This window comes from Sphingomicrobium arenosum, assembly GCF_026157085.1.
In the GTDB taxonomy this organism is placed as follows: domain Bacteria; phylum Pseudomonadota; class Alphaproteobacteria; order Sphingomonadales; family Sphingomonadaceae; genus Sphingomicrobium; species Sphingomicrobium arenosum.
Map to the genome: position 1 here is coordinate 507813 of NZ_JANPVN010000001.1, position 19340 is coordinate 527152.

19 protein-coding genes are annotated in these 19340 nt (G+C 64.9%); 12 read left to right on the forward strand and 7 right to left on the reverse strand.

The annotated features are described in order from the left end of the window. Nucleotides 1-93 precede the first annotated feature (93 nt). Nucleotides 94-561, forward strand: coding sequence for an RNA polymerase-binding protein DksA (gene dksA, locus NUW51_RS02335; RefSeq protein ID WP_407696311.1), 468 nt, complete (start codon nt 94-96; stop codon nt 559-561). Between the two features lie 78 nt (nt 562-639). Here the strand turns inward: dksA and NUW51_RS02340 are convergent, their stop codons facing one another. Next, entirely contained in the window at nt 640-795 is a 156-nt protein-coding gene (locus tag NUW51_RS02340; RefSeq protein WP_265562385.1) for a YdcH family protein, read from the reverse strand. A 164-nt stretch (nt 796-959) separates the two neighbouring features. Between NUW51_RS02340 and NUW51_RS02345 the strand changes: the two genes are divergently transcribed. Further along, entirely contained in the window at nt 960-1157 is a 198-nt protein-coding gene (locus tag NUW51_RS02345; protein ID WP_265562387.1) for a YdcH family protein, read from the forward strand. Between the two features lie 83 nt (nt 1158-1240). Beyond that, nucleotides 1241-1744, forward strand: coding sequence for a DUF1465 family protein (locus tag NUW51_RS02350; RefSeq protein ID WP_265562389.1), 504 nt, complete (start codon nt 1241-1243; stop codon nt 1742-1744). A gap of 18 nt (nt 1745-1762) precedes the next feature. Here NUW51_RS02350 and NUW51_RS02355 read toward each other — a convergent pair whose 3' ends face one another. Continuing rightward, nucleotides 1763-2707: an NAD(P)H-dependent flavin oxidoreductase gene (locus NUW51_RS02355; protein ID WP_265562391.1), complete on the reverse strand. Its 945-nt coding sequence runs from the start codon at nt 2705-2707 to the stop codon at nt 1763-1765. Nucleotides 2708-2716: 9 nt separating this feature from the next. Further along, nucleotides 2717-3712 carry an NAD-dependent epimerase/dehydratase family protein gene (locus tag NUW51_RS02360; protein ID WP_265562392.1) on the reverse strand — a complete coding sequence of 332 codons (996 nt, stop codon included), beginning with the start codon at nt 3710-3712 and terminating at the stop codon, nt 2717-2719. 90 nt (nt 3713-3802) lie between these two features. Between NUW51_RS02360 and NUW51_RS02365 the strand changes: the two genes are divergently transcribed. Beyond that, nucleotides 3803-4819, forward strand: a complete 1017-nt coding sequence (locus NUW51_RS02365; RefSeq protein WP_265562395.1) for a mechanosensitive ion channel family protein — start codon at nt 3803-3805, stop codon at nt 4817-4819. Between the two features lie 63 nt (nt 4820-4882). Here the strand turns inward: NUW51_RS02365 and NUW51_RS02370 are convergent, their stop codons facing one another. From NUW51_RS02370 to NUW51_RS02385, 4 genes are all read right to left on the reverse strand, one after another. After that, a complete protein-coding gene (locus tag NUW51_RS02370) occupies nt 4883-7258 on the reverse strand; it encodes a DUF305 domain-containing protein (protein ID WP_265562397.1) in 2376 nt (791 codons plus the stop codon). 119 nt (nt 7259-7377) lie between these two features. Continuing rightward, entirely contained in the window at nt 7378-8406 is a 1029-nt protein-coding gene (locus NUW51_RS02375; protein WP_265562399.1) for an SDR family oxidoreductase, read from the reverse strand. After that, nucleotides 8403-9602, reverse strand: a complete 1200-nt coding sequence (locus NUW51_RS02380) for a nucleotidyltransferase family protein (RefSeq protein WP_265562401.1) — start codon at nt 9600-9602, stop codon at nt 8403-8405. Before NUW51_RS02380 ends, NUW51_RS02375 begins: the two co-directional genes overlap by 4 nt. Then, nucleotides 9599-10492, reverse strand: coding sequence for a CgeB family protein (locus NUW51_RS02385; RefSeq protein WP_265562403.1), 894 nt, complete (start codon nt 10490-10492; stop codon nt 9599-9601). The genes NUW51_RS02380 and NUW51_RS02385 overlap by 4 nt, the downstream gene beginning before the upstream one ends. A gap of 185 nt (nt 10493-10677) precedes the next feature. Between NUW51_RS02385 and NUW51_RS02390 the strand changes: the two genes are divergently transcribed. Genes NUW51_RS02390 through NUW51_RS02425 form a run of 8 tightly spaced genes read left to right on the forward strand, consistent with a single transcriptional unit; the run spans nt 10678 to nt 19260 of the window. Then, nucleotides 10678-11928 (forward strand): lipopolysaccharide biosynthesis protein, encoded by a 1251-nt coding sequence (locus NUW51_RS02390; protein ID WP_265562405.1) that lies wholly within the window; start codon nt 10678-10680, stop codon nt 11926-11928. Next, a complete protein-coding gene (locus tag NUW51_RS02395) occupies nt 11925-13379 on the forward strand; it encodes an O-antigen polymerase (protein ID WP_265562407.1) in 1455 nt (484 codons plus the stop codon). The genes NUW51_RS02390 and NUW51_RS02395 overlap by 4 nt, the downstream gene beginning before the upstream one ends. Continuing rightward, the gene (locus tag NUW51_RS02400) at nt 13376-14485 is read left to right on the forward strand and encodes a glycosyltransferase family 4 protein (RefSeq protein ID WP_265562409.1); all 1110 of its coding nucleotides are present in this window, start codon (nt 13376-13378) and stop codon (nt 14483-14485) included. The genes NUW51_RS02395 and NUW51_RS02400 overlap by 4 nt, the downstream gene beginning before the upstream one ends. Beyond that, complete coding sequence (locus tag NUW51_RS02405) at nt 14482-15678, forward strand: glycosyltransferase (protein WP_265562411.1); 1197 nt, start codon at nt 14482-14484, stop codon at nt 15676-15678. The genes NUW51_RS02400 and NUW51_RS02405 overlap by 4 nt, the downstream gene beginning before the upstream one ends. Beyond that, the gene (locus tag NUW51_RS02410) at nt 15678-16829 is read left to right on the forward strand and encodes a glycosyltransferase family 4 protein (RefSeq protein ID WP_265562413.1); all 1152 of its coding nucleotides are present in this window, start codon (nt 15678-15680) and stop codon (nt 16827-16829) included. The genes NUW51_RS02405 and NUW51_RS02410 overlap by 1 nt, the downstream gene beginning before the upstream one ends. Next, nucleotides 16826-17419, forward strand: coding sequence for a sugar transferase (locus tag NUW51_RS02415; protein ID WP_265562415.1), 594 nt, complete (start codon nt 16826-16828; stop codon nt 17417-17419). The genes NUW51_RS02410 and NUW51_RS02415 overlap by 4 nt, the downstream gene beginning before the upstream one ends. Continuing rightward, complete coding sequence (locus tag NUW51_RS02420) at nt 17416-18057, forward strand: acetyltransferase (protein ID WP_265562417.1); 642 nt, start codon at nt 17416-17418, stop codon at nt 18055-18057. Before NUW51_RS02415 ends, NUW51_RS02420 begins: the two co-directional genes overlap by 4 nt. Then, a complete protein-coding gene (locus tag NUW51_RS02425) occupies nt 18058-19260 on the forward strand; it encodes a DegT/DnrJ/EryC1/StrS family aminotransferase (protein WP_265562419.1) in 1203 nt (400 codons plus the stop codon). Nucleotides 19261-19340: the final 80 nt, after the last annotated feature.

Here is a 19340-nt window from a genome sequence, read left to right on the forward strand (position 1 = left end):
CTATGTGGAATGTCGACAGATTTTGCCCTCGCCGGCCGTGATGGGTGGCTCGTCGCGGCGGCGACGGGCTGTGCATATTCGGGGAGGGATATTTTGGCTACAGCGCTTCACGACCTTAACGGCGAACCCAAGTTCGACACGATCGTTCTCGATGACGATTACCGTCCGAGCAATGACGAAGAGTTCATGTGCGCCAAGCACAAGGCCTATTTCCTCGGCAAGCTGAAAGCCTGGAAGGAATCGATCGTCGAGGAAAGCCGCGCGACCATGGCGCAGCTCCAGATCGACAGCCTGCGCGAACCCGACCTTGCCGACCGCGCGTCGAGCGAGACCGACTGGAGCCTCGAGCTTCGTACCCGTGACCGCCAGCGCAAGCTGATCGCCAAGATCGACGCGGCGATCCGTCGCCTTCATGCCGACGACTATGGCTATTGCGAAGTGACGGGCGAGCCCATTTCGCTCCCGCGCCTCGAAGCGCGCCCGATCGCGACGATGACGCTGGAAGCGCAGGAAAAGCACGAGCGCACCGAGCGCGTCAGCCGCGACGAGCGTACCGACTGACGGGCGCACCCTACCCACAAGAAAAGGGCCGGGCTCCTGATGGAGCGCCGGCCCTTTTTCTATCTGCGGGCGAGGGGGCTAGTGGCCCTTGATCTCGTCCTTCAGTCGTAGCTTTTCTCTCTTGAGACGTTGGATGAGGGCGGCGTCGGGGTGCGGTCGATGCTCTTCCACCTCGATCTGGGCAGCGAGCTTGTGATGTTTGTTGGTGAGCGCCTCGACATGGGCCTGTTCCATCGAACGTCCTTTCCTTGAGTCGTTGAGGAAGAGACATGAAACCACATTGTCAGGCCTTTGTCGCCTCCTTGTCTTGTCGGTTCGTCGGCGCGGGGGTGTCGGACTGGCGCTAACGCGATTAGGCGGGTGACAGCGGTGCGCGCCTCGGCCTAGGGTGGACGGCGATGAACGATGACGATCCCGAGGCCTTGCTGGCCGCCTTGAAAACCGAGCATCGCCGTCTCGACGGAGAGGTCGAACGGCTCGAGGCCGAGGGCGAGGCGGACAGTCTCGAACTCGCCCGGCTCAAGAAGGCGAAGCTGCGATTGAAGGACGAGATCGCGCTGATTTCCGACGAGAATACCCCCGACATCATCGCCTGATCAGCGGCAGCCTCTGTGCCAAAACGGGGCGCGATGGGAGCGCGACGCCCCGCGAACCGTTTGTGAACAGATGATTTGATGTCATGATGGGGACGATGAGCGACACGACGACACCCAAGCCGGCCGAAATTGCCGATGCGCGGATCACCCCGCGTCTGGTGGACTCGCTCTATGCCGAAGCAATGCTACTCGCCGACGAGGCGCGCGCCTATTTCGATGCCGAGGGCCGCAAGGATCGGGCCGAGTTGGAGCCGACCGCGAGGGTGAGCTTTGCCTGCGAGTCGCTCAAAGTGACGACGCGAGTGATGCACATCGTCGCTTGGTTGCTGACGCAGAAGGCGGTCGAGAGCGGCGAGATCGCCCGGGGCACCAGCGCGGTGCAGGAACGGCGGCTCGGCCATGCCAATCCGCCCGACGCCGAGCTGTTGCCCGCGCTCCCTGAAAAGGCACGGCAGCTGATCGGCGACAGCGCCGACCTCTACGAACGCGTGAAGCGGCTCGACGAGAATGAATATGACGATGGCCCCGTCGAGAGCCCCGCGCGGGTACTTATGGGACGGCTCGAACGCGATCTGCGGGGCGGCTGAGGCGCCCACCCCCGAGGCTTACGCGCAGAGGCGCGCCTTGGCCTCGCTATATTCCTCCGCCAGCCGTGCGACGAGATCGCCTGCGCCCATGATTTCCTTGACCGCGCCGATGCCTTGCCCTGACCCCCAGATATCCTTCCACGCCTTGGCGCCGCCGAAGTTCATCGAGGAGGGATCGGCCTCGGGCAGCGTGTCGGGGTCCATGCCGGCCTTGCGGATCGAGCCCTTGAGATAATTGCCGTAAACGCCCGTGAAGAGCGAGGAGCCGACGATATCGTCGGCACCGCTGTCGACGATTTCCTGCTTGTAATCGTCCATCGCGCGCGCTTCGTGCGTGGCGATGAAGGGCGAGCCGATATAGGCGCCGTCGGCCCCCATCGCCTGCGCCGCCATGACCGCGCCGCCATGCGCGATGGCGCCCGACAGGAAGAGCGGGCCGTCGAAGAACTCGCGGATTTCCTGGATCAGCGCAAAGGGCGAGAGCTTGCCGGCATGGCCGCCCGCGCCCGCCGCCACGGCGATGAGGCCGTCGGCGCCCTTGTCGAGGGCCTTGTGGGCGAAGCGATTGTTGATGATGTCGTGCAGCGTGATGCCGCCCCAGCCGTGGACGGCGGTGTTGAGCTCCTCGCGCGCGCCCAGCGAGGTGATGACGATCGGCACCTTATATTTTTCGCAGGTGACGAGATCCTCTTCCCAACGCGTGTTGGTGGTGTGGACGATCTGATTGACCGCGAAGGGGGCCGAGGGATTGTCGGGATTCTCGGCGTCATGTTTGGCCAGCGCTTCGGTGATTTCGGCGAGCCATTCGTCGAGCTGGCTCTGGGGCCGCGCGTTCAAGGCGGGGAAGCTGCCGACGATGCCCGCCTTGCACTGGGCAATGACGAGCGCGGGGTGCGAGATGATGAAAAGCGGGGCGCCGATGACGGGGACGCGCAGCGTGTCGAACAGGGGCGGCAGGCTCATCTAGGGCTCCTAGGCGATGTCGTGATAATCGGCGTACCAGCGCACGAAATTGCGCGCGCCGGTGTCGAGGCTGGTGGTGGGCGAGAAACCGATCGCGGCTTTCAACGGGTCGATGTCGGCATAGGTGGCGGGCACGTCGCCGGGCTGCATGTCGGCCATCTCGATCTGCGCCTTGCGACCGGTGGCGTCCTCGAGGATGTCGACCAGCGTGCCGATTTCCTCGGGGTTGTTGTTACCGATATTGTAGATGGCATGGGGCGCTCTGGAGCCGCCCTGCTTCGCGCTGCCATCATCGGCGGGCGGATGGTCGAGACAACCGATGATGCCGCTGACGATATCGTCGACATAGGTGAAGTCGCGGCGCATCTTGCCATGGTTGAACAGCTTGATGGGCTGGCCACGGAACAGCGCCTCGGTGAACAGCCACATGGCCATGTCGGGGCGGCCCCACGGACCGTAGACGGTGAAGAAGCGCAAGCCCGTCATCGGCACGCGATAGAGATGCGCATAGCTTTCGCTCATCAATTCGTTGGCGCGCTTCGATGCGGCATAGAGCGAGACCGGGTGGTCGACGCGATCATCGACGCTGAAGGGCATCTTCTCGTTGCCGCCATAGACGGAGGAGGAGCTGGCATAGACGAAATGCGCCGGCTCGTGGGCGCGGGCCAGTTCGAGCATGTTGAGATGACCAACGAGGTTGGCGTCGGCATAATCATGCGGCTTGAGGATGGAATTGCGCACGCCGGCCTGCGCGCCGAGATGGACGATCGAAGAAAAGCGATAGCGCTGCTTCAGATCCTCGACCGCCGCGCGATCCGAAAAATCCAGTTTTTCGAAAGTGAAATCGGGGTGGTCGCCGATCCAGTCGAGGCGAGCATGCTTGAGCGCGGGATCGTAATAGGCGTTGAGATTGTCGATCCCGACGACGGTTTCGCCGCGACCCAGCAGATGTTTCGCGGTTGCCGAGCCGATGAAACCGGCTGCCCCTGTCACGAGAATGGTCATGGCAACGGCCTTAGCGAGGCGGCGGGTCTTTAGAAAGCCCTCGCTGGCGCCTCGACGGAACTCGCGAGGGTCACGGCGCTTTGAGGGCGCATGACCCCACTTCCTATCGCCGCCGCAACGATCGACCAGGTCGACGCCGACATCAGCGAGAGCATGGACACGATCAACGGGCTGGTCGACGGCTTCTTTGCCGCGCTTCCGAAGATGGCCATCGCGCTCATCGTCTTCCTGATCTTCTGGGTCATCGCCGGGATCGTGCGAAAGGTCGTCAAGAACAGCCGCTTTGGCGACAGCGGTTCTGCGCTGTCCACGGTTTTCGGACGCATCGCTTATTGGATCCTGATGATCGTCGGGCTGTTCGTGGCGCTCACGGTGGTCTTGCCCTCGCTTACGCCCGGGCAACTCGTCTCGGGTCTCGGGATCGGTGGGCTGGCGATCGGCTTTGCCTTTCAGGATATCTTCCAGAACCTGCTCGCGGGCATCCTCATCCTCATTCGCCAGCCGTTTCGCGTCGGCGACGAGATCGAGAGCGGTGATTATAAGGGGCGGGTCGAGGCGATCGAGACGCGCGCGACCTTCATCCGCACCTTCGACGGGCGGCGGGTGATCATCCCCAACAAGCAGATTTATTCGGATCCGCTGAAGGTGGTCAGCGCTTACGAGCATCGCCGATCGAGCTACGACATCGGCATCGGCTACGGCGATGATATCCGCGAGGCGAAGGAGATCATCCTGCGGACGCTGAAGAAGACCGAGGGCGTACTCGCCGATCCCGGGCCGGATGTGCTGACCGAGGACCTCGCTGCAAGCTGGATCACGCTAAAGGCGCGCTGGTGGACCAACAGCGTGCGCTCGGACGAAGTAAAAACACGCAGCCGGGTGATCGAGGCGGTCGCCTATGCGCTGACCGAGGCAGGGATCGACCTGCCGTTCGAGACCAACGTGTTGCTGTTCCACGACCAGACCGAAGAAGGCGACGGCGATCGCGGCGCGCAGCGCGAAGGCTGGCCGTCGGGCAATGACAATCCGAGGCCCCGCTACCGTCTCGACCGTCCGAATGACGGCGATGCCAACAAGGGCCGTCCCGGCACCATCGAGGAAATTTAACCGAAAAAGGGGGCAGGGCGGTTTCCCGCGCCTGCCCCCACTGTTCTAGAGACGATTGAGCCGTCAGGCGGTGAGGTCGGCCAGCACCTCGGCCAGGGCGGCCTTGCGGCCCGCATCGGCGCCGCCCGACAGGATGGGAATGAGGCTCTTCACCAGCGCCATGTCGCCCGCTTCGAGCGCGCCGCGCAGCTGGGCGATGCGGGCGGCATCCATGCTACCGTTGCGCTCGAGCTGATCGAGATAGGCCAAGGCGACGACAGGGCTTTTGGCCCAGCGCAATTCGGTCTGGCGCTGCGGGTTGAACGGCCCGTCGTTCACGGCAAGACCGGCGGCAGCAATCTCGTTGGCCGAGAGGAAGGCGCTGGGTTCGAGCTTGAAGACGTCGAGGCCGCGGGTGATCTCGGTGCCGTAGAGATAGCCGTCGTAGAAATAGGTCGACCAGTAGCCGCCGAAGCTCATCTGCATGTCATAGACCGGGCCGCGATCGAAATAGGCGATCTCGACCGGATTGTCGCTGTCGGTGAAGTCCATGATCGAGAGCCCGCCCTGATACCAGGCCTGCGCGAACAGGTCGCGGCCGGGGACGGGAATGGCGGAGCCATTGTGCGCAACGCAATTTTCCTCGTCCGACTGGGCGGCGGGGAGCTTGTAATAGCTCTTGAAGACGAGCTTACCGTCGACGACGTCATAGATGGCGTTCGCCCCCCAGGTGGTCGGGTCCGAGGCACGGCAGCGCGGCATGCCGCCGCCGCCCCATTCGTCGGTGAAAACGACCTTGGAGCCGTCGTTGTTGAAGGTCGCGGAGTGCCAATAGGCAAATCCTTCGGACGTCACCGCGTCGATGCGCTTGGGCTTCATCGGATCGGAGATGTCGAGGAGGATGCCGTTGCCCGAACAGGCGCCCGCCGCGATGCCGCGTTCGGGGAAGGCGGTGATATCATGGCACATATTGGTCACATAGGTCGTCTGGGTGCCCTCGCCATGGTCGCCGCCGCGCCACAGGCCGGCGATATTGCCTTCATCGTCGGCGAAGATGCGCGGGCTGTCGACGATCCGCGAGGCGGCGGGGTTGGCGACCGGGATCTCGACGACATCGATCGAGAAGAGCGCGGTGCGCGTGTCGCCCGGAATGTCGCCGATGCAGCCCGCCAGCTCGGCCTCGTCGCGCACGCCGCTCGTGCCCGACACATAGACGATGACCCGCTCGTCGTTGCTGTCGACGACCGAATGCGTGTGGCTGCCGCGGCAGGTCTGGACGATGCCGACCTGGCGGGGCGTGGTGATGTCGGAAATGTCGAAGATGCGGATGCCGCGGAAGCGTTCGGCGCTGACATCCTCGTCGACGCCCTGCAGGCCGCAGTCGATGCGGCCGCGGGTCTGTTCGACGCTCATGATGAGGAGATCGCCGACGACCGAGACGTCGCCCTGTCCGCCGGGGCAAACGACGGAGGACATCAGCGCCGGAACGCCGTCATCGCCGAGCTGGTAGATGTTGAAGCCATGATAGTTGCCGACGAACAGCTTGTCGTCGTCGAACGCCATGTCGGTCTGGGCGAAGGAAAGGAGCGGCGAGCGCGCATTCCAATAATATTGGCCCGCATCGCCCTCGTCCTCGCTCTCTTCCGGATTGGGATTGAGCGGCGGGAGGCCGGCAGGGTTGGCGGGGTCGAAGAAGCCGGTGGGCTTCTTGAGCGTGGCGACTTTCTCGAGGTTCCAGATCGCTTCGCCCGCATCGTAGAGGCCGGGCGCCAGGCCGACGCGCGGATCTTTCGACAGGCCGGCGAGCAGGAGGTTCATTTTCTCGATCTCGGCCCACTGGTCGTTGCGCACATCGGTGACGAATTCGGCCATCAAGGGGTCGCGCGCGGTGCCGGGCAGGTCGTAGAGGTCGCGCACCATGTCGAGCGCGCCTTCGTGGTGCGCGATCATCAAGGTGAGGAACTGGCGGTCGAAGTCGGCACCCGTGGCGGCGGCGAGCGCGGCCATCTCCGCGGGCGTCGCCATGCCGGCCATGGTCTGCATGGCATGATCGCTCATCCCGTGGTTGGAATGGTCCATCGCGCCTGCGGCCATGGCCGAATGCGCCGACGGATCGGGCGCATGTTCGCTGCGCTGCCCGAGCCAATTGCGCATGAAGTCGATCTCGCCTTCCTGGCTGGCATCGATGCGACCGGCGGCCTCGAGGATCGATTCGTTGCCGGTACGACCCTCCGCCAGCGCGGCCATCAGCACGGCCTGGTGATGGTGGTGGATCATGCCCTGCATGAAGGCGACGTCGGCCTGCGTGTAGCCGGTGTCGGCGATCCGCGCCGCTTCTTCGGCGGTAATGATACGCGAGGCTTCGCCCGGCGCGCCCGGCAGGACGATCTGCTGCGCGGCAGCGGGGCTGGCAAGCGCGATAAGACTGACGCAGCCGGCCAGGCGTTGGAGATGGGTCATCGACGATCGCTCCTAAAGATTTGAGAGTTTTGCCGCATCTTGAAGCGAATGACGATAAAAGCAACGGGCCTTTTGACCAGCGGTCGATACCAGCGACGAGGGGGAGGCTGGCGCGAGGCTCAGTCGGCGCGGCGGGCGCGCTCGACATACCAATCGAGCGATGCGTCGATCCCTTTGGCGAGTGTGATGGTCGGCTGATAGCCGAGCGCGTCGTGCGCCTTGGCGATCGACGCGTGGCTGTGCCGGATGTCGCCTTCGCGGAAAGCGCGATGTTCGGCGTCCTGGTCGTAACGAATGCCCCTCGCGCCGAGACTGTCGCGAAGGACCGCCACCAGATCGTTCAATGTCGTCGGCTGGCCTGCCGCGACATTGTAGATGTCATGGGTGAGGTCCATCGGCGTGACGGCGGCGCGGATATTGGCCTGCACCACATCGGAGACGTGACAAAAGTCGCGGCTCGTTTCGCCATCGCCGTAGATGTGGATCGCTTCCCCGGCCAACATCGCGGCGACCCATTTGGGAATGACGGCGGCATAAGCGCCCTCGGGGTCCTGACGCGGTCCGAAAATATTGAAGTAGCGAAGGCCGACCGACTGCTGGCCATAGGCGTTGGCGAACGACTGCGCGGTGAGCTCGTTCATGGCCTTGGTCGCCGCATAGGGGCTGAGCGGCGAGCCGGTACATTCCTCCAGCTTGGGTAGGGTAGGCTCGTCGCCATAGACGGCCGACGAGGAGGCGTAGACGACGCGCTCCACACCTGCCTGACGCGCGGCTTGGAGTATATTGAGGAAACCGGTGGCATTGACATCGTGCGTCGTCAGCGGGTCGTGGATCGAGCGCGGGACCGAACCGAGCGCGGCCTGGTGGAGCACGTAGGTCGCACCCTTGGCGGCCTTGGCGCAGGTGGCAGCATCGCGGACATCGCCCCGGATGAAGGTGAAGCGCGCGCGCTCTTCATCGGCGAGGGGAGCGAGCGCCGCGTCGAGATTGTGCTCGGCGCCGGTCGAAAGATTGTCGAGACCGACGACCTCCTGACCCGCGCCGAGCAGCGCCTCGACGATATTCGAACCGATGAATCCTGCCGCGCCGGTGACGAGCCAGCGGTGCTTACGGCCATTGAGCAGTGCGCGGGCGTTCTCGTCCATCATCGACCGCCGGGCGATGGACGGGAAAGGTCGATGTTTTTCGCACAGGCCGTGTCGATCACGGTGCGTGCTTCCTGAAGGGCAGGATCGACGGGGGCGCCGATTTCCTGGCGTCGACGCGTGACGAGGCGATGGAAATGGCGAGCGTAGGCGCCGAGGATGCCCAGCGGCGTCCGGCGCACCGCGCCACGCGCGCTGAGTTGCCGAACGGAGGGAAAGATTTTGGCGAGGATCGCGGCCGGGCCGGCGCGGCGAAGCGTGTCCCGCTGGCGCAGGCGGGCGACCTCGTTCCCGGGCGCGAGCATGAGGCGCCATGCAGCGGCGGCGGCTGGGGAGAGGGCTTCGGACGGGGGCGGAGAGACGAGTTCATCCGCGAGTTCGGCCTCGGCTTGCAGGCCGTGGCGAGCAACCAGCGCATCATAAGTGACGCGCCCGAAATCGGGATGGTCGAACAGCAGCGCGAGATCGGCGACGAGAAGCGGGCCGTTGTCGAAGCCATGGTCCCACATGGCATGGGCAAGGAGATGGACGGCTAGCGGTTCCGATGCCGGAAACGTGACACGGCTGCCCAGTAGGTCGCGCGTGACGCACCGGTTCCAGAAGTCGTCGTCATCGGCAAGGTCGGCGCGCCCGTCATGGAACATGCGCTGGTGGACTTCGACCAGCACCTGCTCGGTCGGATCGACCAGCGGGGGGAGCTGGTGGCGCTCTTCGAGGATGGCGGACAGGTCGCCAGCGACCGGTTCCAGCGGCGTGAAGCCGGCCTTTACGAGCAACGCATGAGCCTCGAGCGCCGCCTCTCGATCGCGCATCAAGATGTCGAGATCGCGCAGCGGCCGCAGCCCCGGTTCGGGATAAGCGAACAAGGACAACCAGGCGCCCTTGAGCGCGCAGGCCTCCAAGTCATGGGCAACTAGTAGCGCAAAGATGTCGGCCAGCACCTTTTGCTGGTGGAGATGGTCGATCGTCGCGGCGCGCCGTGCGTGGTCCCATGCCGCGAGGATCGCGGGCGGCACGTGGTGGCGCAGCGATGGCGGGAGGCGGGACGCGGCAAGGGGAGCGCAGCGATGGGCGTCGAGCCGTTCGTCGAGCCGGCTCCATCCCTCGGCCTCGACGCCGGCCAAGAGCGGCGCGGCGACGTCGAGCGACGGGGTGAGGAGAGCGGCCCCGAGGCGCTCCCATGGTTCCAGCGCGATCATGCGGCCACGGCCTCGATGAAACGGTCGAACCCGGTGGCGGCGAGGAGGTCCGGCCAGGCGCGGGCGCGAAGATCTACCTGCGGCGGCTCGAGGCTGTCGAGATCTGCTGGGCGGTGCAATTGATCGAGCCATTGCACCGCCAAGCCGCGCGTCGACGCGAAATCCTCGACCCAGCGATAGCGGTTGCTGACGAGTGGCAGCCCCGCAGCGACATATTCGAGCGTCTTGGTGCTTTCCTGCAAGCTGAAGGGCGGGGTGTCGGGCGTGATATTCAGCCCCGCGCGGGCGGTGGCGAGCAGCCCCGGCAACTCGTCGCGCGGGCGCGGGCCGGTGAAATGCACGCCGAGGCGTTCGAGCATCGGGCGCGGCCAGGATGGTGGCACGTGGCCGATGGCGAGGATCGAAAAGCCCGCCTTGCCGAGACGTTCGAAGGTGGCCGCGACACCGGGGCGGTTGAGCGACCCGCAATAAACAAGGTCGTGGTCTCGCGCTGCGCTGCCACGCGCACGGTCGAACAGGTCGCGGTCGATCCCCATCGGGCGGCTGTAAGTCGGCAGGGCGGCGGGGATAAGGCGCGCATAACATTGATGGGGCGGCCCTTCGAGAAAGGCATGGCCGTGGGCCGGCGCGGCGAGATGCCACTTGGCCCAATCCTTCGCGAGCCGGGCTCGGCCGCCGCTCAGCGAATGATATTCGTGGATGCGCCGATGGCAGGTAAGATCGCGGCGCAGGAAGTCGCGGGCGGTGAACAGGATCGCAACGTCTTCCGGCTTGATTTCATTCGCGGATTCGACCAATCGGGCGCTCATTCCCCGGTCCGACAGAAACTGCCGGTAGGCATGTGCTTCCGGCAGGTAGCTGACGGGCGACAGGGTGATGGCGACCTGCATTGGCTTCCTATGGACGGCGAGGACCTGAGCCTGCAAGAGGGGGAAGGCTCGGCATATGGTTAACGGATTTTTCACCCTGATCTTCTAGCCGGGCGACTGGGGCGTGGGATGCGGCAAGTCACTGTCATCCATGATCAATTACTTCAGGCGCGGGACCGATCGAACGGATGGACATGAGGGCCGAAATGTCGAAGGCATCGCGACAGCGAGGTAGCGACCTGCGCGCGCTGGTGTCGACCGGGGTGGTGCGCCTCGGGGGGCTCGGTGCGAATGCACTCCAAGCCTTCATCCTGCCGATGCTTCTGGGCCCCACCGCCTTCGGGCTGTTCTCGAGCCTATTCACCGTGCTCCTCGTCGCCTCCGGCATCATCCGCGTGCCGCTCGAAGTGCTCGTCCAGCGCGGACGCGACGGGCGGGGCGAGGGGGCGCTGCGGCTGGTCTATGGGCCGCGCGAGTTCGGGTTGGCAGTGCTCTTCGCCCTCCTGCTCGGGACGCTCACCTATGTCGGTCTCTATCTGGCGCAGGGTAGGAGCGGGTCAGCCAGTTTCGCGATCGGGCTCGGCGCGGCGACGGTGATTGCGGGCCTTTCCGGGCTGCGGCGCGGCGAGCACCTCGTGCTCGAACGCACCGCGCGGGTCGAGCAACTCGATGCGATCGTGCGGCCTGCGCTGTTCCTCGGCCTCGTTGGCGCTGCATGGCTTTTCGGACGGGCCGAGCAGTGGTGGCCGACGCTCCTCATTGCCAGCTTCCTCCTCGTCCTTGCCTGGCCAAACCTCGTGGCCGCGCAGCGCGTGCGACGGGCAGCGACGGGGAGCGAGGCAGCGGTCGCGCCGTGGCGCAACCTCACCTTGTCCAACGGACTCAGCATCGGCGTGAAACATGCCGACGTGCTGATCATCGGCGCCTACCTCTCGCTGGAGACCGTCGGGCGCTACTTCATCATTGCGCGGCTCGCCGATCTCATCGCTTTCGGGTACAGTTTCGCAGCGGCCCGCTTCGTTCACCGCTTCGCGACCGCTTGGCGTGAAGGGCGACATGGAGAGGCGCGCGCGATCATTGGGCGAGCGATGGCGTATGGCGCGGCGATTTCGTGCCTGATGGCGGCCGGGGCCGCATTTCTCTCACCCTTTGTGCTGCCGCTGATCGACCCGTTGCTCGCGGACTATTGGCTGGCGTTGGTGCTGCTGCTGGCGGCCGCCATCATCAATAGCACGCTCGGCCTTTGCGGCGCCTTCATGACGGCGCTCGATCCCCGGCACATGCTCAAGATCAAGATCGCGTGCAATCCGTTGGCGGTGGTGGCGATGCTGGTCGCCGTGCCTCGCTTCGGGGTCATGGGCGCGGCAACGGTGACCTTGGGCTTCGCGCTGTCGCTACAATTGCTCAGCGCCTTCATGTTCCGTCGCCTGACGCGCGAGGAAGGTTGCGGGTCATGATAGGACGGGGGATTTCGGGTCGGCGCGAGCGCGCGGCGAGCCGCGCCGGCCACGGCGGGCTGGCGATCGTCGGGCATTGGCGGCTGGACCGCATGCTTCTCCTCGCGGTGTTCAATTTGTTGCTGTTCTTTTACGTGTCGACCTTGCTGGTCGAGAATCAACGCCTTGCGCTGGGGCTGCTCTGCGTCGCGAACTTCGGCATCTTGCTCCGCGAGCGTGCGCGCCCGGAGATGCTGCTGTTGATCGGCTTCGCGCTCATCTATTTCATCTTCCATATCCCCCTGGCGTTGATCGAGGTGCTCAGTCCCGACTTCATCCCGCGCTCGCGCTATTTCAGTTACTGGTATCCGCGCGCCCTGACGACCGATGCGATCTGGATCGCCGCGATCTTCAATTCGGTCATGACGTCGGTGTTCATGGCAGCGCCATCGGTTCATTATGGCAACGAGATGCGGGCCCTTCGCCGCGAGCAGGATAGCTTGCGCGGCGATGTCCTCCTCCTGCCGATGCTGGCTTGCATCCTGTGGTTCTATGCCGCGTTGTTCGCGCTCGGCATCTCGAACTACAACGATTACAACGAGGTCGTGCGGACGAGCGATGCCGGTTTCGTCGCGCGCTCCTTCTCGTTCCTGATGATTGTCTTGCCGACGATTATCGTGCTTGGCGCGGCGCGAATCCGCTGGGTCGGCCTTTATTTCACGCTGCTCGCCATCTGGTGCGTTCCCGCCTTCTTCCTCGGTCTTCGCGGCGAGGTGCTCTTCCCGCTGGCCATGACGATGCCGGTGCTGCTGTGGCGCTTCGGCTGGAAGGTACGGATCATTCCGTCGATTGTCGGCGCAGTCGTCCTGTTGTGGATGATCAACCTCGCGATGATGGTTCGGGGGACGGGCGATCTCAGTTCGGCCGATGAATCGGCCAGTGCGCTTGAGGCGGTGGCCGAGATGGCCGGATCGCTGCGACCCGTCTACGAGACGCTGCGCTGGGTCGAATATGGTATCATGGAGCCGCAGGGCGGGGCGACCTATTGGGCGCCGCTCGAGCGCACGCTGGCGCTTGTCCTTCCCTTCATCGATCGCCTTCCCGGCCATCTCGACATGCGGCTGATGAATGTGGCGATCCAGGAATATGCCGGCAATTACGGTTTCTCGATCGCCGCCGAGGCCTTTATCAACTTCGGCCATGTCGGGGTGGTCGCGATGGCGCTTGTCTTCGGGGTCGTCCTGATTTTCGCCGCACGCCATCTTGGCTCGGGGTTCATCCTATCGCGCCCGCTGGCGGTGATCCTGAGCCTCGCTGCGGCCAACGCGCTTTTCTATCATATCCGCCAATCATTTGTCGGGGCCTACGGCACCTTCATCCTAACGCTCATCCTCACCGCGGGGTTTTTGTGGCTGGACGAATTGGTGAAGCCGGTCAGGGCGCGCCGGGTCGGGGCACAGGAGCGCTCATGACGGCCACGAAACATGTCCTGCTCACCTTGGGGCGCCTCAATTATGGTGGCGCCGAAAAGCGCCTGCTCGCCCTGCTAGAGGCGCTCAAGGCCGCCGCTGCCCCGTTGCGCTTCACCATCTATGTGATTTCGGGAAAGCCGGGGGTGCTCGACGACCGCTTCGCGGCGACGGGCGCGCGCATCGTCATGGGGCGCCCGGGCGTTCGCGGACTGGGCCATTTCCACCGGACGTTGAAGGAGGATCCGGTCGACATCGTGCATGCCAATACGATGATGGCAAGCGGTCTTTATCTTGCGGTTGCTAAGGCGGCGGGGGTGCCGGAGCGTTATGCGCATATGCGCAATACGCAGGCGCAAGGCGGACTATCGCGCGCCGTGAAGGATGGCGTCTTCGGGGCTGCGCTGCGCCGTTCGGCCACGGGTGTCGTCGGGGTCGCGGAGGCGACGCGCGCCGTCACCGGGCTAGGGCCCGAGCGCTTCGCCACCATCTATAACGGGCTCGACATTGCAGATACCGGGCCATCGCGCCCGAGCGGCCCGATCAAGCTGCTCATGCTGGGCCGGATCGCGCCCGCCAAGGCACCGCTTCGAGCAATCCCGATCGTGCGTGCGATGGTCGAGGCGAAGGTCGACATGACGCTCGACGTGGTCGGGGCGACCGATACGCCGCTTGCAGCCGAGTTGGAGCGACGGATTGCCGAGGAAGGGCTGGGCGATCATGTCTACCTGAGGGGTGAAAGCGATACGCCGACGATGTGGTTCGAAGGCGCGCACGTCTCGATCCTCTTGTCGCGGCACGAGGGGCTTCCCGGCACGGTTCTCGAGGCGCTGTCGGTCGGCACGCCGGTGGTCGCGACCGACCTGCCGGGGGTCCGCGAGATCGCCGTGCGCACCATGGGCGTGACCATCATGCCCGATGACGCCAGCCCCGAACGATGGTCGCACGCGATCGTCGCCGCAGCCGGCATTGGCGATGCCGGACGGGCCGAGATCGCCGCGTCCTTTGCCAAGAGCCCGTTCGTCATCGAACGACATATGGAGCTGATGCGATTGCTCTGGGACCAGGGGTTCGCGGCGGTCAAGCAAAGGATCGAACAAGAGCGATGAGCAAGGCCGTTGCCGGGACCATCCTCGACCTCGTCAGCGACCAGGTCGTCCGCGTCGATCCGGACGGGAAGTATGACTTCCCGATCCATATCATCTCGCACCAATTGCCCGATATGTTGTCGGTCGCCGATGGCGTTCGGATGGTCGGGCGGGTGCGCAAGGTGCGGGAGCGGATCGCGGAGCCGGTCGACCGCGATGGCCTGTCTTTCGAACCGCTGCCTTTCTATCAGGGATTGCGCGCCTTCCTGACGACCTTCCCCGGCCTGCTCGTCGCGATCTGGAAGGCTTCGGGGTCGGGCCATGCCGCGCTTGTGCGACTGCCCTCGACCATCGGACTGCTCTACGCGCTGTGCATGATCGTGCGGCGGCGGCCCTATGGGGTCCAGCTGATCGGCGATGCGGCCGAACTGTCGCGCGTGAAAACGCTGCCGACCAGCAGTCGCCTCGCGCTGCGGCTCCTGTCGGCGATGACCCGGTTGGTCGTCGCGCGCGCCAGCACGGCGGCCTATGTGACCGACGCCTCGTTGCAATGCGAATATCCGGCGCGTGAGGTGCCGACGTTTGCATTTTCCAACATCAACCTTCCGGGGGATCGTTGCGCTGCGCAGGTCCGTACCTTCGACGGTGGGCGATTGCGGCTGTCGTTCGTCGGCACCTTGGAATTCGATTACAAGGGGCTGGGCGACCTGCTGGATGCGATGGCGATCCTCAAGGAGTGCGGGGTCGACGTGCATCTCGACATCATGGGCGAGGGCGTGCTGCGCGAGCGCTTCGAACAGCAGGCCACTGCGCTCGGACTGACGTCGGTCCACTTTCATGGGCGCGTCCCGCAGGCAGAGGTGCTCGAAAGGCACCGGGCCAATCATGTGTTCGTGCTGCCATCCTATACGGAGGGCCTGCCGCGCGCGCTGATCGAGGCGATGGCGCAGGGAATGCCGGCGGTAGCGACCGATGTGGCGGGCAATGGCGAATTGCTCGACCCGCACTTCATCGTGCCGGTGCGCGAACCCGAGGCCATCGCGCAGCGGCTGCGACAGCTGGCCGAAACGCCCACCCTGTTCGCAGAGCAGGCCGCGCGCAATCTCGCGAGAGCGGGCGATTTCGTGGAAAGCCGGATTGCACCGCTGCGCCGCGATTTCTATGCGACGATCATACAGCAGCATGACGCGTCGAGACGAGGAGACCGGGGCTGATGAAAGTCCTCCAGCTCATCAAGACCACGCGAGGAGCGACCTGGGCGCTACGCCAGGTGCGCGAGCTCGTGAAGCTTGGCCATGACATCCACGTCGCCTTGCCCGACGAGGACGGCCATGCGCAGGCCTATCGCGATGTCGGCGCGAGCGTGCATGTCCTGCCGGTCGACGTCGCGCATGATCGCAACCCGTTGAACATGGTGCGCCGTGCGCTGGGACTGCGCCGCCTCGTGAAGCGGCTGCGGCCCGACATCGTGCACAGCCATTTCCTCGGCATCACGCTGACGATGCGCCTCGGCCTGCGCGGTATCGACGTGCCGCGCCTGTTCCAGGTGCCGGGGATCCTTCATCTCGAACGCGGGCTGACGCGGATCGGAGAGAAGGTCATCGCCACCAAGCGCGACTATTGGGCGGCGAGCTGCGCGCTGACCCGCCGTATCTACGAAGGGCAGGGGATCGCGCCCGAGCGCGTAGGGCTGGCCTATTATCCGACCGATTTCGCGGGCGTGGAGCCGCGAAAGGGCACGGGGGCGTTGCACGAGGAGCTGGGGCTGGATTCCGACACACGGCTCATCGGAATGGTCGCTTATGCCTATGCGCCCAAGAAATGGCTCGGCTACGAGCGCGGGATCAAGGGGCATGAGGACCTCATCGACGCGATCGCGATCCTGCGCGAGCGTGGGCACAAGGTGCATGGGGTGTTCGTCGGCGGCGCGTGGGTCGGCGCCGAGCAGTATTTCGAGGACATCAAAGCCTATGGCGCGGCGAAACTCGGTGCGCACGGGAGCTTCCTCGGCACGCGCCACGACGTCGCCGACCTTTATCCCGACATCGCCGTGGCGGTGCATCCCTCGCATAGCGAAAACCTGGGCGGCGCGGTCGAATCGCTCGCGCTCGGGCGCCCGACGGTAGCGACCGATATCGGCGGCTTTGCCGATGTGGTGGTACCGGGCGTGACAGGTTGGCTGGCGCGCGCCAAGGACCCGGCAGACCTTGCCGACAAGATCGAGCAGGCGCTGGGTGATCCGCGCGCCGAGGAAATGGCATTGGCCGGGCGCAACCTGGTAATCGAGAAGCTCGACAGCCCTCGCGCCGCTCGGCAATTGTCCGATATCTACGAGGCGATCGGCAGGGGAGCGCCGCTGCCATGAAGCGCCTGATGGACATCGTCGGGGCGGGGTTGGGCCTGGTGTTGCTGGCGCCGCTGCTTCTGGTCATCGCGCTGCTCATCCTCGTCAGGATGGGGCGGCCGGTGTTTTTCACGCAGGTGCGTCCCGGGCAGGACGCTCGTCCCTTTCGGATGGTGAAATTTCGCACCATGACCGATGCGCGCGGGAGCGACGGGGCGCCGCTTGCCGATGCCGATCGCCTCACCGGGCTGGGGCGTTTCATGCGCTCGACCAGCATCGACGAGCTTCCCGAGCTGTGGAACGTCCTCAAGGGCGAGATGAGCCTTGTCGGGCCGCGCCCCCTCCTGATGGACTATGTGTCGCTATACAGCCCCGAACAGGCCCGACGCATGGAGGTGCGTCCGGGCGTGACCGGCTGGGCGCAAGTCAATGGGCGCAATGCCCTGTCGTGGGATGAGAAGTTCGCGCTCGACATATGGTATGTCGACAACCGTTCGCTGCTTTTAGACGTGAAAATCCTGTTCATGACGGTGCGAAAGGTCGTCGGGCGCAGCGGAATCTCTGCCGAGGGCGAAGCCACCATGTCACGATTCGAAGGGAGTGAACGATGACCCGACTGATCGGAATCTATGGCGCCAGTGGCTTCGGGAAGGAAGTCTTGCCCCTCGTTCGCACCGCAGAGCAGGACGCATGCATCGTCTTTATCGACGACGGGGCCGCGGGAACGCGCATGGGCGGGCTGGACGTCCTGTCGTTCGATACGTTTGTCGGGGCCCCTGAAGCGGACAAGGCGGTCATCATCGCCATCGGGAACAGCAAGGTTCGCGAGAGCCTTTCGCAGCGCATGGTCGAGGCAGGAATTTCGCAGCTGGAAGCGCGCGCTCGCAATGCCGTGGTCATGGACGATGTCGAGCTGGGCGCCGGTGCCGTTCTCTGTCCCTTCGTGACGCTGACATCCAATATCACGGTGGGTAGGTCGTTCCATGCCAACATCTACAGCTACGTCGCCCATGATTGCGTGATCGGCGACTTCGTCACCTTTGCCCCGCGCGTGTCGTGCAACGGCAATGTGCACATCGGCGATCATGCCTATATCGGCACCGGCGCGATCCTCCGGCAAGGGACCCCTGACAATCCGTTGACGATCGGCGAGGGCGCCGTCGTCGGCATGGGCGCCATCGTCACCAAGCCCGTGCCGCCCGGCGTCACCGTGATCGGCAATCCCGCTCGTCCCCTGGAGAAAAAGTAAGTGCTCAACAGTCCCTTCGCCCCCTGGCCCAGTTTCACACAGGAGGAGGCCGATGCGGCCCATGCCGTACTCCTGTCGAACAAGGTCAACTACTGGACCGGCACCGAGGGGCGTGAATTCGAGAAGGAATTTGCGGCCTTCGCCGACAGCGCGCACGCGATCGCGCTCGGCAATGGCACGCTGGCGCTGGACCTCGCGCTGCACGGGCTCGGCATCGGGGCGCGCAACGGCGGCAAGGACACGGACGAGGTCATCGTCACCCCGCGCAGCTTCATCGCCTCGGTATCGAGCGTGGTGAATGCGGGCGCTCGGCCGGTATTCGCCGACGTCTATCGCGACAGCGGCAACATCGAGGCCGACACGATCGCGCCGATGGTCACCGCGCAGACCCGTGCGGTCGTGCCGGTTCATCTGGCCGGTTTCCCGGTAGAGATGGACGCGCTCATGGCGCTCGCCGAAGAGCGCGGTTTCGCGGTGATCGAGGATTGCGCGCAGGCGCATGGCGGTCGCTACATGGGGCGTAGCCTCGGGTCGATCGGCCATGTCGGGGCCTGGTCCTTCTGCCAGGACAAGATCATGTCGACGGGCGGCGAGGGTGGCATGGTCACCTGCAACGACGAGACGCTGTGGCGCGCGATGTGGGCGCATAAGGATCATGGTAAGAGCTATGAGGCCGTCTACGAGCGCGAGCACGCGCCGGGCTTTCGCTGGCTGCACGAGAGCTTCGGCACCAATTGGCGGCTGACCGAGATGCAGTCGGCGATCGGGCGGATCCAGCTTGGCCGAATGGCGGACTGGTCGGCGCGGCGGCGCGCTCTGGCCGAGACGATGATCGAGGCGCTGCGCCCGGCGGTCGAGGCGGGGGTCCTGCGCGTGCCCCGCCCGGCGGAGCATAGCGAGCATGCCAATTACAAATTCTATGCCTATATCGAGCCGGATGCGCTGGCCGAGGGTTGGGACCGCGATCGCATCATTGGCGAGATCGTCGCTGGCGGCGTGCCCTGCTTTCAGGGCAGTTGCTCGGAAATCTACCTCGAAAAAGCCTTCGAGGGGTCGGGCTATGCTCCGGCGGAACGACTGCCGGTCGCGCGCGAACTGGGCGAAACGAGCATCATGTGGCTGGTCCACCCGACCATCACCGACGAGCAGATCGCCAAGGCTGCTGCTGTGAGCGCCGACGTGCTCGCCCGCGCTGTCCGCTAGCATATCTCGATCAGCTGAAACAAAAGAGCCCCCGGAGCCTCATGGCGCCGGGGGCTCTTTCGTACTGATTTCGTCGAGCT

Excerpts from the sequence above, each read along its gene's own strand:
- NUW51_RS02415 (WP_265562415.1), top strand. The coding sequence starts at position 16,826 with ATGAAGCGCCTGATGGACATCGTCGGGGCGGGGTTGGGCCTGGTGTTG.
- NUW51_RS02365 (WP_265562395.1), top strand. The coding sequence starts at position 3,803 with ATGACCCCACTTCCTATCGCCGCCGCAACGATCGACCAGGTCGACGCC.
- NUW51_RS02390 (WP_265562405.1), top strand. The coding sequence starts at position 10,678 with ATGTCGAAGGCATCGCGACAGCGAGGTAGCGACCTGCGCGCGCTGGTG.
- NUW51_RS02420 (WP_265562417.1), top strand. The coding sequence starts at position 17,416 with ATGACCCGACTGATCGGAATCTATGGCGCCAGTGGCTTCGGGAAGGAA.
- NUW51_RS02405 (WP_265562411.1), top strand. The coding sequence starts at position 14,482 with ATGAGCAAGGCCGTTGCCGGGACCATCCTCGACCTCGTCAGCGACCAG.
- NUW51_RS02340 (WP_265562385.1), bottom strand. The coding sequence starts at position 795 with ATGGAACAGGCCCATGTCGAGGCGCTCACCAACAAACATCACAAGCTC.
- NUW51_RS02385 (WP_265562403.1), bottom strand. The coding sequence starts at position 10,492 with ATGCAGGTCGCCATCACCCTGTCGCCCGTCAGCTACCTGCCGGAAGCA.
- NUW51_RS02375 (WP_265562399.1), bottom strand. The coding sequence starts at position 8,406 with ATGATGGACGAGAACGCCCGCGCACTGCTCAATGGCCGTAAGCACCGC.
- NUW51_RS02345 (WP_265562387.1), top strand. The coding sequence starts at position 960 with ATGAACGATGACGATCCCGAGGCCTTGCTGGCCGCCTTGAAAACCGAG.
- NUW51_RS02355 (WP_265562391.1), bottom strand. The coding sequence starts at position 2,707 with ATGAGCCTGCCGCCCCTGTTCGACACGCTGCGCGTCCCCGTCATCGGC.
- NUW51_RS02395 (WP_265562407.1), top strand. The coding sequence starts at position 11,925 with ATGATAGGACGGGGGATTTCGGGTCGGCGCGAGCGCGCGGCGAGCCGC.
- NUW51_RS02350 (WP_265562389.1), top strand. The coding sequence starts at position 1,241 with ATGATGGGGACGATGAGCGACACGACGACACCCAAGCCGGCCGAAATT.
- NUW51_RS02410 (WP_265562413.1), top strand. The coding sequence starts at position 15,678 with ATGAAAGTCCTCCAGCTCATCAAGACCACGCGAGGAGCGACCTGGGCG.
- NUW51_RS02360 (WP_265562392.1), bottom strand. The coding sequence starts at position 3,712 with ATGACCATTCTCGTGACAGGGGCAGCCGGTTTCATCGGCTCGGCAACC.
- NUW51_RS02380 (WP_265562401.1), bottom strand. The coding sequence starts at position 9,602 with ATGATCGCGCTGGAACCATGGGAGCGCCTCGGGGCCGCTCTCCTCACC.
- NUW51_RS02400 (WP_265562409.1), top strand. The coding sequence starts at position 13,376 with ATGACGGCCACGAAACATGTCCTGCTCACCTTGGGGCGCCTCAATTAT.
- NUW51_RS02370 (WP_265562397.1), bottom strand. The coding sequence starts at position 7,258 with ATGACCCATCTCCAACGCCTGGCCGGCTGCGTCAGTCTTATCGCGCTT.